The organism is Bradyrhizobium sp. URHD0069 (assembly GCF_000701345.1).
Lineage (GTDB): Bacteria > Pseudomonadota > Alphaproteobacteria > Rhizobiales > Xanthobacteraceae > Bradyrhizobium.
Map to the genome: position 1 here is coordinate 154,713 of NZ_JNIJ01000013.1, position 14,283 is coordinate 168,995.

Annotated in this window: 12 protein-coding genes; 7 read left to right on the forward strand and 5 right to left on the reverse strand. The window is 61.9% G+C overall.

From position 1 onward, the window contains the following. The first annotated feature begins 859 nt into the window (after positions 1-859). Positions 860-1,798 (forward strand): septal ring lytic transglycosylase RlpA family protein, encoded by a 939-nt coding sequence (locus N554_RS0108595; protein WP_081851183.1) that lies wholly within the window; start codon positions 860-862, stop codon positions 1,796-1,798. Here N554_RS0108595 and N554_RS0108600 read toward each other — a convergent pair. After that, positions 1,792-2,757, reverse strand: coding sequence for an alpha/beta fold hydrolase (locus N554_RS0108600; protein WP_029583083.1), 966 nt, complete (start codon positions 2,755-2,757; stop codon positions 1,792-1,794). The two genes, N554_RS0108595 and N554_RS0108600, sit on opposite strands and share 7 nt — an antisense overlap. A gap of 268 nt (positions 2,758-3,025) precedes the next feature. Between N554_RS0108600 and N554_RS0108605 the strand changes: the two genes are divergently transcribed. From N554_RS0108605 to N554_RS0108615, 3 genes are read left to right on the forward strand one after another with little or no spacing between them, the layout of a single operon-like run. Then, entirely contained in the window at positions 3,026-4,177 is a 1,152-nt protein-coding gene (locus N554_RS0108605; RefSeq protein ID WP_245283556.1) for a D-alanyl-D-alanine carboxypeptidase family protein, read from the forward strand. A 2-nt stretch (positions 4,178-4,179) separates the two neighbouring features. Then, a complete protein-coding gene (gene tmk, locus N554_RS0108610; protein WP_029583085.1) occupies positions 4,180-4,869 on the forward strand; it encodes a dTMP kinase in 690 nt (229 codons plus the stop codon). Next, positions 4,866-5,912 (forward strand): DNA polymerase III subunit delta', encoded by a 1,047-nt coding sequence (locus tag N554_RS0108615; protein WP_029583086.1) that lies wholly within the window; start codon positions 4,866-4,868, stop codon positions 5,910-5,912. The genes tmk and N554_RS0108615 overlap by 4 nt, the downstream gene beginning before the upstream one ends. Before the next feature lie 15 nt (positions 5,913-5,927). Here the strand turns inward: N554_RS0108615 and N554_RS42925 are convergent, their stop codons facing one another. Further along, positions 5,928-6,275: a hypothetical protein gene (locus tag N554_RS42925; RefSeq protein ID WP_371259469.1), complete on the reverse strand. Its 348-nt coding sequence runs from the start codon at positions 6,273-6,275 to the stop codon at positions 5,928-5,930. A 19-nt stretch (positions 6,276-6,294) separates the two neighbouring features. Here N554_RS42925 and metG point away from each other — a divergent pair, with 19 nt between their 5' ends. The 3 genes from metG to N554_RS0108630 are packed head-to-tail and all read left to right on the forward strand — an operon-like array spanning position 6,295 to position 9,439. Beyond that, positions 6,295-7,845: a methionine--tRNA ligase gene (gene metG, locus N554_RS0108620; RefSeq protein WP_029583087.1), complete on the forward strand. Its 1,551-nt coding sequence runs from the start codon at positions 6,295-6,297 to the stop codon at positions 7,843-7,845. An 11-nt stretch (positions 7,846-7,856) separates the two neighbouring features. Further along, complete coding sequence (locus N554_RS0108625; RefSeq protein WP_029583088.1) at positions 7,857-8,636, forward strand: TatD family hydrolase; 780 nt, start codon at positions 7,857-7,859, stop codon at positions 8,634-8,636. Then, complete coding sequence (locus N554_RS0108630) at positions 8,633-9,439, forward strand: MBL fold metallo-hydrolase (RefSeq protein WP_029583089.1); 807 nt, start codon at positions 8,633-8,635, stop codon at positions 9,437-9,439. Before N554_RS0108625 ends, N554_RS0108630 begins: the two co-directional genes overlap by 4 nt. A gap of 62 nt (positions 9,440-9,501) precedes the next feature. Here the strand turns inward: N554_RS0108630 and N554_RS0108635 are convergent, their stop codons facing one another. Genes N554_RS0108635 through N554_RS0108645 form a run of 3 tightly spaced genes read right to left on the reverse strand, consistent with a single transcriptional unit; the run spans position 9,502 to position 14,092 of the window. Next, a complete protein-coding gene (locus N554_RS0108635) occupies positions 9,502-11,151 on the reverse strand; it encodes an acyl-CoA synthetase (RefSeq protein WP_029583090.1) in 1,650 nt (549 codons plus the stop codon). 20 nt (positions 11,152-11,171) lie between these two features. After that, the gene (locus N554_RS0108640) at positions 11,172-13,052 is read right to left on the reverse strand and encodes a TRAP transporter large permease (protein ID WP_029583091.1); all 1,881 of its coding nucleotides are present in this window, start codon (positions 13,050-13,052) and stop codon (positions 11,172-11,174) included. 20 nt (positions 13,053-13,072) lie between these two features. Beyond that, entirely contained in the window at positions 13,073-14,092 is a 1,020-nt protein-coding gene (locus N554_RS0108645) for a TRAP transporter substrate-binding protein (RefSeq protein ID WP_029583092.1), read from the reverse strand. Positions 14,093-14,283: the final 191 nt, after the last annotated feature.

Consider the following 14,283-nt stretch of genomic DNA (forward strand, 5'->3'; position numbering starts at 1 on the left):
GATCACGGAAGCAAAAGAGCGGCTGATGTCTCAGCCGCTCCTGTCTCACGAGATCGCGACCAGGAAACGCGGGGTGAAGGACGGCCGCTGCTGCCCTCATTGTCCCAGCACGGCCTTTGGCCCGTGAACCGCCCACACACCGGACGAAAGCTTCTGCCACGCAGGCACGCATCTATCGTGCTCGCTCTTAGCCCCGATATCGGCGCGCTGCGATTTCGGGTACCAGCGGACGGACTAGCCGAACGCGATGGCGAGTAAACTGGAGCACAACAGCACCAAGCCGCTCGCGGTCAGCGCAAGAAATCCGTCGGACACAAGGTCATGGTCTCGCATCATACACCTGCCGCTCCCGATGCTCGTCCGAATCCAATAAACGTCTCGGAATCAGCCTATTTCGAAAGGGCTGCAGCGTGGCTTCGCAGAGGGTCAGGCCCTCGAGCGTAAACCGTCAAATGCATGGGCCAGGAAAATGCCGATGCTAACCAGGCCCAGAAACGCTGTAACCGTCTCAATCATCGTACGTCCTTTTTGCACCCCGGCCCGACAGAACGACATGACCCGTCGCACAGTCAAAAGGATTCGCTGTCCGCATCGAAGATCGAAGCCGACTGATGATTTCGCGCAACAGTTTGTCCGCGAGGGAGCGCGCGTGGAAGCGACGCCTCAAGCCCGGCCGTTCCGTAAATCGACGGGCCGCTATCGCAACCATTCATTCACCACCCCGATGGTCTCCCCATTTCCGCCGTGTTCGCGATGCGATATCTTCACATCTTGGTGCGGAGGTGGGCTGCATCGGGGGCGTGTCACGGCCGGGTGCCTCGAAGTAGGCGCGGGGCCGGCAGGGTGGTAGTTGGGGCGGATGGGGATTCGACGATCATTTCCGGTTGTGCTGATGGCGCGCAGCGCTGTCGCCGTGGCAGCATGCCTCGTCCTTGCCAACTGCGCCTCATCGGGCAAATTCGCCAGCCGTGTCGATCCCAAATATGGCGTTTCCAGTAGCCCCCGCGTAGTTGCTTTCGGCGAACCCGTGCCGAAGGGTGGCGGTACCTACCGAGTCGGCAAGCCCTACACGGTGGCGGGCCGGGTTTACGTGCCGGAGGAAGACACCGGCTATCGCGCCGAGGGTATGGCCTCCTGGTACGGCGATGATTTCCACGGCCGGCTGACCGCCAATGGCGAAGTGTTCGACATGGCGTCGCTAACCGCCGCGCATCCGACGCTTCCGATGCCGTGTTATGCGCGTGTGACCAACATGAGCAACGGCAAATCGCTGATCGTCCGCGTTAACGACCGCGGACCCTATCATGGAAACCGGCTCATAGATGTCTCGAACAAAACCGCCGAACTGCTTGAATTTAAAGGCAATGGTGTCGCGCGCGTACGGGTCGAATATGTCGGCCGGGCACCGCTCGAGGGTTCTGACGATCGTCAGCTTTTAGCAACATTGCGCACCGGCGTTCCGGCGCCATCGCCGTCCATGGTCCGGGTGGCGTCGGCCGGGGCATTCGTTCCGGAAATTCCGTCATCGGCCCGCCCAATCCGCGGCGAGGTTCCGATGCCGGAGGGACGGCCATATAGCCTCGGCAATACCTCGGCAGACCTCGCCTCAATCAACGCAACGTCGGAGATGTCCGCCTCCAGCCGCACCCGTTCGGGCAACCGTCACATCGAAAATCTGCGCGCCGTGTCGTACGAAAACGACAACCGTTATGCCCCTCCCGCCAGTCCTGTCTCCGCCTATGCACCGGTCGATCCGCGCGGACCGAGCGAGTTGCTGGCCGGACGCGGGCTCTATTGAGCCGCGCGCGCTGATCCCTGCGCTTTGAGAAAAGCAATCAACGCCGCGTTGACGTCGTCGGCGCGCTCCTGCTGGACCCAGTGACCGGCGCCCTCGATGATGAGCTTTTGTGCCAGGTTCGGCACAACCCGCACCATGTCGGCGACACGCTTGGCGCCGATCAACCCGGTGATGACCGAGTCCTTCGAGCCCGCAATGAACAGCGACGGCTGATGGATCTGCGCGCCTTGCCACGGCGCGGTCAGTTCCCAGTTGCGGTCGATGTTGCGGTACCAATTGAGCCCGCCGCGGAAACCGGATTTTTGGTAGGCCTCGCTGAAATAAGACAGGTCGGCTTCGCTGAGCCAGTCCGGCAGCGGGCGATCGGGCCTGACATCGCCGAGAAATCCCTTGCTGTCTTCAATGAACAGCGAGGCGGCCGGATCGGAAAATCCGCGTCCGAGCAGGCTTCTCATCGTCAGGCAAACATCGCGTTCGAACTCGCGTTCGGCGACGCCAGGCGGCTGAAAATATTGCCAATAGAAATTGGTGATGCCGCTTTCGCGCAGCGTATCCAGCGGCCGCCTGCGCCCTCGTGAGGGCGGAGGGACGCTCAGGCCGGCGACGGCCGTAAAAATATCGGGACGGAACAGCGCGGCGTGCCAGGCGACCGCCGCGCCCCAGTCGTGACCAACGATCACGGCCTGATTTTCGCCGAGCGCAGCAACCAGCGCGACCATGTCGCCGACGTTATCGAAGATGCTGTACGCACCGATATCCGGGGGTGCGCTGGTTCGCCCGAACCCGCGCATATCCGGCGCCACGACGCGAAAGCCTGCCGCGGCAATCGCCGGGATTTGATGGCGCCAAGAATAGGACAGTTCCGGCCAGCCGTGGCAAAGCAGCACCAGCGGACCTTCGCCCTGTTCGTGCAGAAATATCTCGATTCCGTTGGCGGAAACAGTGCGCGAGGACGGCATGGCTTTTCCGCGTTGTTTCGTAGATTTTGCCGGGTATGTGCAAGGCGACAGGATAGGGTTGTTTGACCTGCATCGCAATTGGATCGGCTCCGCGGCATCAGCAAAAACCCGTGTTGTTTGCGGTACTTCCAGCTGTTAGAACGCCGGGCTCAGGACATCGCCGATGGCAGCCCAAAACTCACCGTCCCGCACACCTAAGTCCGCGACATCACGTTCGTGGCGCAGCCTGGTTGCCGCCGTGGTCGCCATCGCAGTCGGCTGCGGCGGCGTGGTGTATGCCGCCAACAACAGCGTGCAGGGCGCCAAGAAGGAGGAGGGCGGTTTTGACGGCGATGCGCCGACCGCGATCCTGATCGAAGCCTCGAGCGGCAGCGTGCTGTTCGAGAAGAACCCGGACGAACTGCGGGCGCCTTCCAGCATGATGAAGCTGATGACCGCTGAGGTGGTCTTCAACGCCGTCAAGCGGGGCGAAATAAAACTTACGGATGAATATCGCGTCAGCGAGAACGCCTGGCGCAAGGGCGGCGCGCCGGCGGGCGGTTCGACGATGTTCGCGGCCATTCACAGCAAGATCTCCGTGGACGATCTGTTGCACGGCGCCATCATTCAAAGCGGCAACGACGCGTGCATGGTCCTGGCGGAGGCGATGGCTGGCAATGAACGTACCTTTGCGGAAACGATGACTAAGCGCGCGCGTGAACTCGGACTGACGCAGTCGACTTTTGCCAATTCGAATGGTCTGCCCGATCCCGGCAACAGGATGACCGTGCGCGAACTGGCAAAGCTGGCGCTTCATATCATCCGGACCTATCCCGATTTCTATAAGTTGTTCGGCGAGCGCGAATTCACCTGGAACAAGATCCGGCAGCAAAATCGTAATCCGCTGTTGACGTCGCTCGAAGGTGCCGACGGGTTGAAGACCGGATATACCAAGGAGGGCGGCTACGGTATGGTCGCCTCGGCGGTGCAGAACGGCATGCGGCTGATCGTTGCCGTCAACGGCCTCGACGATCCCGACGATCGTGCGTCGGAAGCGAAAAAGATGCTCGAATGGGGATTTCGCAATTTCGAAGCGCGGACGCTGTTCGCGCCACAGCAGCCGGTCGGCTACGCCAAGGTATTCGGCGGCGACAGCCGCTCGGTGAAGCTCGCAAGCCCCGAACCGATCAAGGTGATGGTGCAGAAACACGGCGGCGATAAATTGATCGCCCGCATCGTCTATAACGGGCCGGTACGCGCGCCGGTCGAATCCGGCCAACGGGTGGGAATCGTCAGGGTCTGGCGGGGACGCAACATCGCCATGGAGGCGCCGGTTTACGCTGCGGAACCGGTCGGCCAGGGGTCGACGATGCGGCGCGCGATCGATGGTATGAGCGAGCTCGTCATCGGAATGTTTCGCGCCGGCGCCGAGAAACTTTGACGATGGCCGAACCAGCGGTCAAAAGAACTCCCGGGCGCGGACGATTCATCACCTTTGAGGGTGGCGAGGGATCCGGAAAATCCACGCACATCAAGATACTCGCGGACCGTCTGAACGCCGCAAAGTTGCGTGCCATTATCACGCGCGAGCCCGGCGGATCACCGGGAGCCGAAATCATCAGGCATCTGCTGTTGTCCGGAATGGGCAAGCTATTGGGCCCGGATGCGGAGACGCTGTTGTTCGCAGCCGCGCGAGACGATCACGTGCAGACGGTCATCAAGCCGGCGCTGAATCAGGGAATCTGGGTGCTGTGCGACCGGTTTTCCGATTCGACCCGCGCCTATCAAGGCAGGCTTGGGAAGGTGGCGCCCGCGGTCCTGAATGCAATGGAGCGCGTAACAATCGGCGATCTTAAACCCGATTTGACGATCATTCTCGATGTCCCGGTGGAGGTCGGCATGCAGCGAGCGGCCAAGCGCCGCGGCACCGGCGAACCCGACAGGTTCGAAGCCGAAGATCTCGCATTTCATCAGGAATTGCGCGACGCGTACCGGCAGATCGCCGCTGCCGAACCGCAGCGATGCGTGTTGATCGATGCAACCGCAGACCCCAGCACGGTTGCCGCGAACGTTTGGACGGCATTGCGCGACCGTTTCTTCACAACCGGCGCCAACATGGCCAATCACGCATGAGCGCCCGTCAGGTCGAACAGCAATTTGCAGCCGTTCATCCGCGCGAAACTGGCGCGCTGTTCGGGCATCGCGAAGCCGAGATGGCGTTGCTCAATGCCTATCGCAGCGGGCGTATTCCGCACGCCTGGCTGATCGGAGGTCCGCAGGGCATCGGCAAGGCGACGCTGGCCTATCGAATGGCGCGGTTCGTGCTCGCACATCGCAATCCGTTGGCGCCGGATGTGCAACGCGCGGAGACGCTCGCGGTCGATCCATCCGATGCGGTGGCGCGCCATGTCGCGGCCGGCGCCCATGGCGGACTGCTCACGCTTGAACGGACCCTCAACGACAAGGGCGTGATGCGAACCGTGATCACGGTCGACGAGACCCGGGAGACGATTTCGTTCTTCGGTTCGACCGCCGCCGTGGAGGGTTGGCGGGTCTGCATCGTCGACACCGTCGATGAACTCAATCCCAACGCGGCCAACGCGTTGCTCAAAATTCTCGAAGAGCCGCCGCATCAATCGCTCTTCCTTCTCGTCAGCCATGCGCCCGCGCGGGTCCTGCCGACGATCCAGTCGCGTTGCCGCAAATTGCCGTTGCGCCCGCTCGCGATCGAGGACGTGATCCGCGCCGCGGCACAGGCCGCAAACATCGCGATCGACGATCCTGCCCTCACTGAGGCGGCAGAAGCCGCGGAAGGGAGTGTCGCGCGCGCGCTGACATTGCTGGGAGGCGACGCCCTAAAACTCCACCAGCGCACCGCGGCCCTGCTGGCTACCCTGCCGCGGGTCGATGCGCGCGAGCTTCATGCCCTGGGTGATGCGCTCGGCGGCAGCGACCGGGTGGCACTGGCGGCCTTCATCGACAGCGTCGATCGCTGGGTAAGCGAACGCTTGCGTGCTGACGATGCCAATGCCAACGCGAACCTGCCCCGCCTTGCACGGCTGGCGGAGGTGTGGGAAAAGATCAATCTCGCCGCGCGCGACACTGCAGAATACAATCTCGAGCGAAAACCGCTGGTTTTCTCGGTGTTCGGGCTGCTTGCGGAAGCAACGCGGTAGACGCTCCGCTGATTCTCAATCCCGACAATCCCTATTTGAACGATTAAAGGAATTCGTGGTGGCCTCTAAGAAAAAACCTTCGAAGAAGAAAAAGGCGAAGAAGGTATCGTCACGCGCCGCCAAGGCCGCGGCGCCAAAAAAGCGCGCGAAGAAGGGCAAGGCTGCCGCTAAGAAGGCAAAAAAGACGGCGAAGAAATCTGCAAAGAAATCGACCGCGAAAAAGGCTTCCAAGAAGTCCGTCAGAAAGCCCGCGAAGAAAGCGAAATCGAAGAAGCCCGTTTCGGCGCCGAAGCCAACCCGTGCCGTCAAGAAGCCGGCCGCGAAGCCGAAACCCAAGACCACGAAAGAGAAGGCGGTTTCCATCGCACAGCCCGCGCCGGCCGTGGCCCCGCGCAACACCTATTACATCACCACGGCGATCGCCTATCCGAACGGCGTGCCGCATATCGGCCATGCCTACGAGGCGATCGCGACTGATGCGTTGGCGCGCTTTCAGCGGCTTGACGGCAAGGATGTGTATTTTCTCACCGGGACCGACGAGCACGGCCTGAAGATGGTCCAGACGGCTGAGATTGAAAAGCTGCCGACGCTGGAAGTCGCGACGCGCAATGCGCTGCGGTTCAAGGAAATGGATCAGCGCCTCAACGTCTCGTTCGACCGGTTTATCCGCACCACGGAAGAACAACATCATCGCTCCAGTCAGGCGATCTGGCAGCGAATGGCCGACAATGGCGATATCTATCTCGATAGCTATGCCGGCTGGTACTCCGTGCGTGAGGAAGCCTATTACGCCGAAGAGGAAACCGTGCTCGGCGAGGATAACGTGCGGCGCGGGCCGCAGGGCACGCCGGTCGAGTGGGTCGAGGAGGAGAGCTATTTCTTCAGATTGTCCTCCTATCAGGACAAATTGCTCGCGCTCTATGCTGCGCAGCCGGATTTCATCGGCCCCGACTCACGCAAGAACGAAGTGATCAGCTTCGTCAAAAGCGGATTGAGAGATCTGTCGATCTCGCGAACCACATTCGATTGGGGCGTTAAGGTGCCCGGCGACCCCGAGCACGTCATGTACGTGTGGGTCGATGCCCTGACCAACTATATCACTGGCGTTGGATTCCCAGACGAGAACGATGCCAACTGGCACTACTGGCCCGCGGACGTTCATATCATCGGCAAGGACATTATCCGCTTTCACGCGGTGTACTGGCCGGCGTTCCTGATGTCGGCCGGCATCCCCGTGCAAAAACGCGTCTATGCGCACGGCTTTCTGTTCAGTCGCGGCGAAAAAATGTCGAAGTCTGTCGGCAACGTGGTGGACCCATTTAATCTTGCCGATCAGTACGGCGTCGACCAGGTCCGCTACTTTTTCCTGCGCGAGGTGCCGTTCGGCCAGGACGGCAACTATAATCACGAGGCGATTGTCGCGCGCATCAATGCCGACCTCGCCAATGATCTCGGCAATCTGGCGCAGCGCTCGTTGTCGATGATAGCAAAGCAGTATCAGGGCGTGCTGCCCGAGCCGGGCGCCCTTAGCGACAACGACAAGGCGATCCTCGCAGGGGCCGACCGCATGATCGGATTGGCGCGCAATGCGATGGCGACCCAGCAAATTCATCAGGCACTCAACGCCGTCTGGGCCGTGGTGGCGGAAGCCAATCGCTATTTCGCGGGCGAGGCGCCGTGGGCGCTGGCGAAGACAGATCCGCCGCGTCAACAAACGGTGTTGTACGTGACCGCCGAAGTCATCCGGCAGATCGCCATCCTAGCGCAACCCGTGATGCCGGAATCCTCGGCGAAGTTGCTGGATAGTCTCGGCATACCCAAAGACGCGCGCGATTTCGCTGCGCTCGGCGGCGCAAAGCGGATCAAGGCGGGCACCGTATTGCCGGCGCCGGCACCGGTGTTTCCGCGTTATGTCGAACCGTCGGAGGCTTGAACGGTCAGCCCATGCTTGTCGACAGCCATTGTCATCTCGATTTTCCGGATTTCGCCGATGATCTCGACGCAATCGTGGCGCGGGCAGACGCCGCAGGCATTGGGCGCATCGTCAGCATCTCGACTCGGGTGAGGCGCCTTGCCTCGCTGCTGGCGATATCAGAGCGATTCCGAAACGTCTATTGCTCGGTCGGCACCCATCCGCATCACGCCGACGAAGAAGACGGCATTACTGCAGGCGAATTGATCGACCTGACGCAGCACCCCAGGGTCGTGGCGCTGGGCGAGGCGGGGCTTGATAATTTTTACCAGAACGGCTCACCCGAAGCACAGGAGCGCGGCTTTCGCGCGCATATCGCCGCCGCCCGCGCGACCGGCCTGCCGCTTGTGATCCATACCCGTGAGGCCGACGACGACTGCGGCCGCATCCTCGAAGATGAAATGGCCAAGGGATCGTTTCGCGCGGTGCTGCATTGTTATACCGGCGGGCGGGAGCTGGCGATGAAGGCGATCTCTTTGGGACTTTCGATTTCGTTCACGGGAATTCTGACCTTCAAGAAATCGCAGGCTTTGCGCGACCTTGCCGCCGAGCTTCCGGCCGATCGCATCATGGTCGAGACCGACGCGCCGTATCTCGCGCCCGGTAAATTTCGGGGCAAACGCAACGAGCCTTCCTACGTGGTTGAAGTTGCCAAGGTGCTGGCGGAAGCGCGTGGGGTTTCGCTTGAGGAAATTTCACGTCAGACCACGGCGAACTTTTTTCGTCTGTTCTCCAAAGTGCCGGCCGCATGACGCTGAGCTTGACTATTCTCGGTTGCGGATCCTCGGCCGGCGTTCCGCGTCCCGCCCTCGGCTGGGGTGCGTGCGATCCCAAGAACCCGAAAAACCGCCGCCGCCGCTGCTCGCTGCTTGCCGAGCGGACAGGGGATCATGGCGTGACGCGGATCGTGATCGACACCTCGCCCGATCTGCGCGAGCAGCTGATCGACGCCAATGTCGATCACATCGACGCGGTGTTTCTGACGCATCAGCACGCCGATCAGACTCACGGCATGGACGATCTGCGTTCGGTCGTGATGCATCAGCGCAAGCGTATTCCGGTCTATCTGAACCAGTCGACCGCGCAGGACATCATGCTGCGGTTTTCTTACTGCTTCGTGTCACCGCCGGGCAGCGACTATCCGCCGATCCTTAACCGTCAGTCGATCGAGGCCGGCGAGCGCAGCACCATCGAAGGGAAGGGCGGTCCGCTGACGCTTTCCGCATTCATCCTGCAGCACGGCAATATTCCGGCGCTCGGATATCGGATCGGCGATGCCGTCTACACGCCCGATGTCAATGACATCCCGCGCGAGAGCTGGCCTCATCTCGAAAACCTCGATCTCTGGATCATCGACGGGCTGCGTTATACCGGGCATCCCAGCCATTTCAGCATCAACGACGCGCTGTCGTGGATCGACCGATTCAAGCCGCGCCGGGCCGTCATCACCAACATGCATTCCGACCTGGATTACGAGGTGCTGCGCCTCAGCCTGCCGCCCAACGTGGTCCCGGCCCATGACGGCATGCGGCTGATACCGGATCAGGCGGGCTGAACGCTTGGCGTCCGGTGAAGGCCACCTTTGCGCCGAGCGTGCACAAGTAGCTGTTACTCCGCTCAGGCAGAAATCGCCTTTGCCGAAGCGACCTGATTGCGCAGCATGAATTTCTGAATCTTGCCCGTCGATGTTTTGGGAATAGGACCAAACACCACGGCCTTCGGCGTCTTGAAGCCTGACATCTGGGCGCGGCAGAACGCGATGATCTCAGCCTCGGTCGCGCGCGCATTCTCTTTCAATTCGATGAATGCACAGGGCACCTCGCCCCATTTTGTATCGGGCTTCGCAACCACGGCGGCGAACAGCACCGCCGGATGCTTGTAGAGCACATCCTCGACCTCGACCGAGCTGATGTTTTCGCCGCCGGAGATGATGATGTCCTTGGAGCGATCCTTGATGATGATATAGCCGTGCTCGTCGAGTACGCCGAGATCGCCGGTGTGAAACCAGCCGCCCGCAAAGGCTTCTTTGGTGGCCTTTTCGTTCTTGAGATAGCCCTTCATCACGATATTGCCGCGAAACATCACCTCACCGACGGTCTCGCCGTCGCGCGGCACAAGCTGCATGGTTTCGGGGTCGAGCACCGTGACAGCTTCCTCCAGCGGGTAAGGCACGCCCTGCCGGCGCTTGAGTTGCGCGCGCTGATCGGCAGGCAGCTCGTCCCAGCCCGGCTGTTCCGCGCACACCGACGCTGGGCCATAGACTTCGGTCAGGCCATAGACATGCGTGAGCTTGATCCCGATGCTTTCGGCGCCCTCGAGCACGGCAACCGGCGGCGCGGCGCCGGCAATCAATCCGACCACGGGCCGGGCGGCTTTGCCTTTCGGCGCATCGGGCGCATTGATCAGCGTGTTGTAGACGATCGGCGCGCCGCACATGTGGGTGACGCCGTGCTTCTTGATCAGCTCGAAAATCTTGGCGGGATCGACCTTGCGCAGGCAAACGTTGATGCCCGCCGCTGCCGCGACGGTCCATGGGAAGCACCAGCCGTTGCAGTGGAACATCGGCAGCGTCCAGAGATAGACCGGATGCTGGCCGAGATTGCCCGCGAGGATATTGCTGACGGCGTTCAGGTAGGCGCCGCGATGGTGGGTCACCACGCCTTTCGGATTGCCCGTTGTGCCAGAGGTATAACTGAGCGCGATGGCGTCCCATTCGTCTTCCGGCAGCCGTGCGACGAAGCCGGGATCCCCTTGGGATAGCGCGCCCTCATATTCGACCTCGCCGATGCGTTTGCCGCCCGCGAACGACGCATCGTCGACGTCGATGACGAACGGTTTCGGTCCCGTCATCAGCTTCAGCGCGTCTGAGATCACGCCGATAAATTCTGGATCGACCAGGATAATCTTGGCGCCGCCGTGATCGAGCTGAAACGCGATCGAGGGGGCGTCGAGCCGGATGTTGAGCGCGTTGAGCACGGCGCCGGCCATCGGTACCGCGAAATGCACCTCATTCATCGCCGGGATGTTCGGCAGCATCGCCGCGACGGTGTCGCCGCGGCCGATGCCTCGGCCGGAGAGGTAGGACGCGAAGCGCCGGCAGCGCGCATGGGTCTCTGCCCAGGTGGTGACGCGACCCTCGTAGACGGCGCAGATATGGTCGGGGTAGACGGCGGCGGTGCGCGCCAGGAAGCTCAATGGCGTCAGCGGCACGAAATTGGCGGGCGTCTTGTCCAAACCGATATCGTATTGGCTTTGCTTCCCACTCATCGGCCACCTCCCATTTACGCTTATAAGAACCCGATCGATATCCACGGGAATATCGCCACGATGATCAGTCCGACCAGCAGCGCCAGCAGGTAGCCCCAGATCGGCCTGATCCCCTCGGCAGGGTCCACGCGCCCAATGGCGCAGGCGGCATAATAGCCTACTCCAAACGGCGGCGCGAACAGTCCGATGCCCATCGCGAGGATGACGATCATCGCATAATGGACCTCGTGGACGCCCACCGCCCGCGCGATCGGAAACAGCAGCGGGCCGAACAGCACGATCGCCGGAATGCCCTCGAGCACGCTGCCCAGGATCATGAACGCGACGATCGATACCGCAATAAAGGCCGCCGAGCCGCCAGGCAGGCCGGTCATGGCGGCCGCGAGTGAGCGCGAAAATCCGGATTGCGTCAGGCCCCAGGCCATGCCGGTGGCGGTGCCGATGATCAAGAGGATCGCACCCGACAGGCAGGCCGTCTCCACCAGCATCGGCACCAGCCGCCGCCAGTCGAAGTGGCGATAGACCAGAAGGCCGGCCACAAGACCATAGACGATCCCGATCGTGGAAACTTCCGTTGCGGTGGCCACGCCCTCGACCACGGCGGCGCGGATCACGAACGGCAATGCCAGCGCGGGCAGGGCGATGACGAAAGACCTGACGATCTCGCCGACCGTTGCTCTCTTGACCTGGCTGAGGTCCTCATGGCGATAGCGCCACCACACCAGCGCCGACAGCGTGATAGCGAGCACCACGCCCGGCAACAGGCCACCGGTAAACAGCGCCGCAATCGAAACGCCTGTCACGGAGCCGATGGTGATTAGGACCAGGCTTGGCGGAATGGTTTCGGTCTGCGCCCCGGTGGCCGCGAGCAGGGCGACGAGATCGCCGGGTCTGGCACCCCGCGCTTTCATTTCCGGGAACAACACCGGCGCCACCGCCGCCATGTCGGCGGCCTTCGAGCCTGAAATGCCGGAGACCAGATACATCGCGCCGACCAGCACGTAATGCAGGCCGCCGCGCACGTGGCCGAGTAGGCTTGCCAAGAACGCCACCATGGCGCGGGCCATGCCGGTCATCTCGATTAAAAGGCCGAGGAACACGAACAGCGGCACCGAAAGCAGGATGAGATGGCTCATGCCCTCGTCCATGCGGCCGACCAGCACCATCAGCGGCGTATGCGTCGTCAGCGCGAGATAGCCGAAGATTGCCAGTCCAAAGCCGAAAGCGATAGGCACGCCGGCGAGGACGCAAAAGCCAGCCACGCCGACAAAGAAGATGATCAGGTTGATATTGCCGAGCGGACGCAGCCACGGCTGCGCCAGCCAGAAAACTCCAATCAGCAAGGCAACCGATAACACCGCGCCTAGCATAAGCCGGATATCGCTGGTCCGGGCTAGCCGCAGCAATGCAAACAGCGCCATCAGGCCGATACCGACCGGCAGCGCGGCAGCGCGCCAGACGTTGGGAATCTGCAGCGCCGGCGTGGTGATAAAGCTTTCCTCGTAGGCGTATTCATAAGCCGGCCACGCGATCAGCAGCAGAAAAGCCAGCGCCGCGCAGGTCGCCACGACATCGAGGTAGGCCCGCATCGCTGGCTTCGCGTTGGCAACGACGGCGGTCATTCGCATGTGCTCGGAACGGCGAAACGCCACCGCCGCGCCCAGCATGGCCAACCAGAGGAACAGGATCGACGCCAGCTCGTCCGACCAGATCAGCGGCTGGTGCAGCCCATAACGCGCCACCACGCCCGCGAACAGGATGACGATCTCGGCGACGACCAGAACCGCCGCCGGGATCTCGACCAGCATTCCAAGCGAAGCTTCAAGGCAAGCCGCAAGCGAACGGCGGCGAGGGGGCATCGCCTCGCCGGCCGCCGCTTGCGTAAGTTCGGCGTGCGCCATGACGGTCCTTGGCAAACCCGCTACGACAGCTTGCCGACGGCTTTCTCCAGCAGCGCCCAAGCCTCGTCGCCGTATTTTCCCTTCCACTCGGCATAGAACCCGGCCGAACGCAGTTTCTCGCGGAATGGCGCGACGTCCGGCTGGTTGAACGTGAGGCCTTTGCCGGCCAGTTCCTGGCGTAAACCGGCGTTCAGTTTGGCAACATCGGCGCGCTCGTTGACGCCAGCCGCATTGATGTTTTTGGCGACGATCGTGCGCACATCCTCGGGCAGTTTCTCCCAGGCGCGGCGGTTGGCCAGGAACCAGAAACCGTCCCACATGTGATTGGTCAGCGAGCAATATTTCTGCACCTCGTACAGCTTCGCTGTCGAGATAATGGCCAACGGATTTTCCTGTCCCTCGACGATTTTGGTCTGTAGCGCGGAATAGACCTCGCTGAAATTGATCGGGGCCGGGGCCGCGTCAAAGGCCTTGAACATCGAGGTCCAGAGCGGCGAGACCGGCACGCGGATCTTGAAGCCCTTGAAATCATCGGGACCATTGATCGGCTTGCTGGACGACGTCGTTTCGCGGAACCCGTTGTCCCAGATCTTGTCCATCACGACGAGATTGGCCTTGGTGATCTCTTTGCGAATATAGCCGCCGAGATCGCCATCCATCGCCTTCCAGACTGTGTCGTAATCCGGAAACGCGAAACCGATGCCGTTGATCGACGCGGCTGGAACGAGGGTGGCAAGGATCAAGCCTGACAGCGTGAAGAATTCGACGCCGCCGGAACGGATCTGGCTCAGCATATCCGTGTCCGAGCCAAGTTGGTTGTTCGGAAAGATCTGCAGGTCGACACGGCCATTGGTCTCGGTCTTGATCGCCGCCGCCATCTCCTTGGCGCGAACATTCATGGGGTGCGCATCGGGAAGGTTGTTGGCGTATTTGTAGGTAAATTCGGCCTGCTGGGCGCGCGCGACAAACGGCGCGCCGATGCCGCCCAGAACCGCCGTGGCAGCCGATGCCTTGAGTAGCGCGCGTCGTGAAAAGCTCATCTGGTTGTCTCCTTGAGATCTTGTTCTTGTCGACGGTAGCGTACGGACCGGTCGAGCCCAGCGGCCGTCTCGCGTTGGGCTTATTGCAGCGTCCGGGCTTGGCCGCAACATCGGTTCGCAGCGGGAGCGCAGAACCAATGATGCCCGTCTTAGAACGACGTCCGAGGGATCCGGGCGCCAAGGCCGGGGCG

What these genes read in the sequence shown, in the direction of transcription:
- N554_RS0108595 (WP_081851183.1), top strand. Translation starts at nt 860, where the DNA reads ATGGGGATTCGACGATCATTTCCGGTTGTGCTGATGGCGCGCAGCGCT.
- N554_RS0108600 (WP_029583083.1), bottom strand. Translation starts at nt 2,757, where the DNA reads ATGCCGTCCTCGCGCACTGTTTCCGCCAACGGAATCGAGATATTTCTG.
- tmk (WP_029583085.1), top strand. Translation starts at nt 4,180, where the DNA reads ATGGCCGAACCAGCGGTCAAAAGAACTCCCGGGCGCGGACGATTCATC.
- N554_RS0108615 (WP_029583086.1), top strand. Translation starts at nt 4,866, where the DNA reads ATGAGCGCCCGTCAGGTCGAACAGCAATTTGCAGCCGTTCATCCGCGC.
- N554_RS42925 (WP_371259469.1), bottom strand. Translation starts at nt 6,275, where the DNA reads ATGGAAACCGCCTTCTCTTTCGTGGTCTTGGGTTTCGGCTTCGCGGCC.
- N554_RS0108625 (WP_029583088.1), top strand. Translation starts at nt 7,857, where the DNA reads ATGCTTGTCGACAGCCATTGTCATCTCGATTTTCCGGATTTCGCCGAT.
- N554_RS0108630 (WP_029583089.1), top strand. Translation starts at nt 8,633, where the DNA reads ATGACGCTGAGCTTGACTATTCTCGGTTGCGGATCCTCGGCCGGCGTT.
- N554_RS0108635 (WP_029583090.1), bottom strand. Translation starts at nt 11,151, where the DNA reads ATGAGTGGGAAGCAAAGCCAATACGATATCGGTTTGGACAAGACGCCC.
- N554_RS0108640 (WP_029583091.1), bottom strand. Translation starts at nt 13,052, where the DNA reads ATGGCGCACGCCGAACTTACGCAAGCGGCGGCCGGCGAGGCGATGCCC.
- N554_RS0108645 (WP_029583092.1), bottom strand. Translation starts at nt 14,092, where the DNA reads ATGAGCTTTTCACGACGCGCGCTACTCAAGGCATCGGCTGCCACGGCG.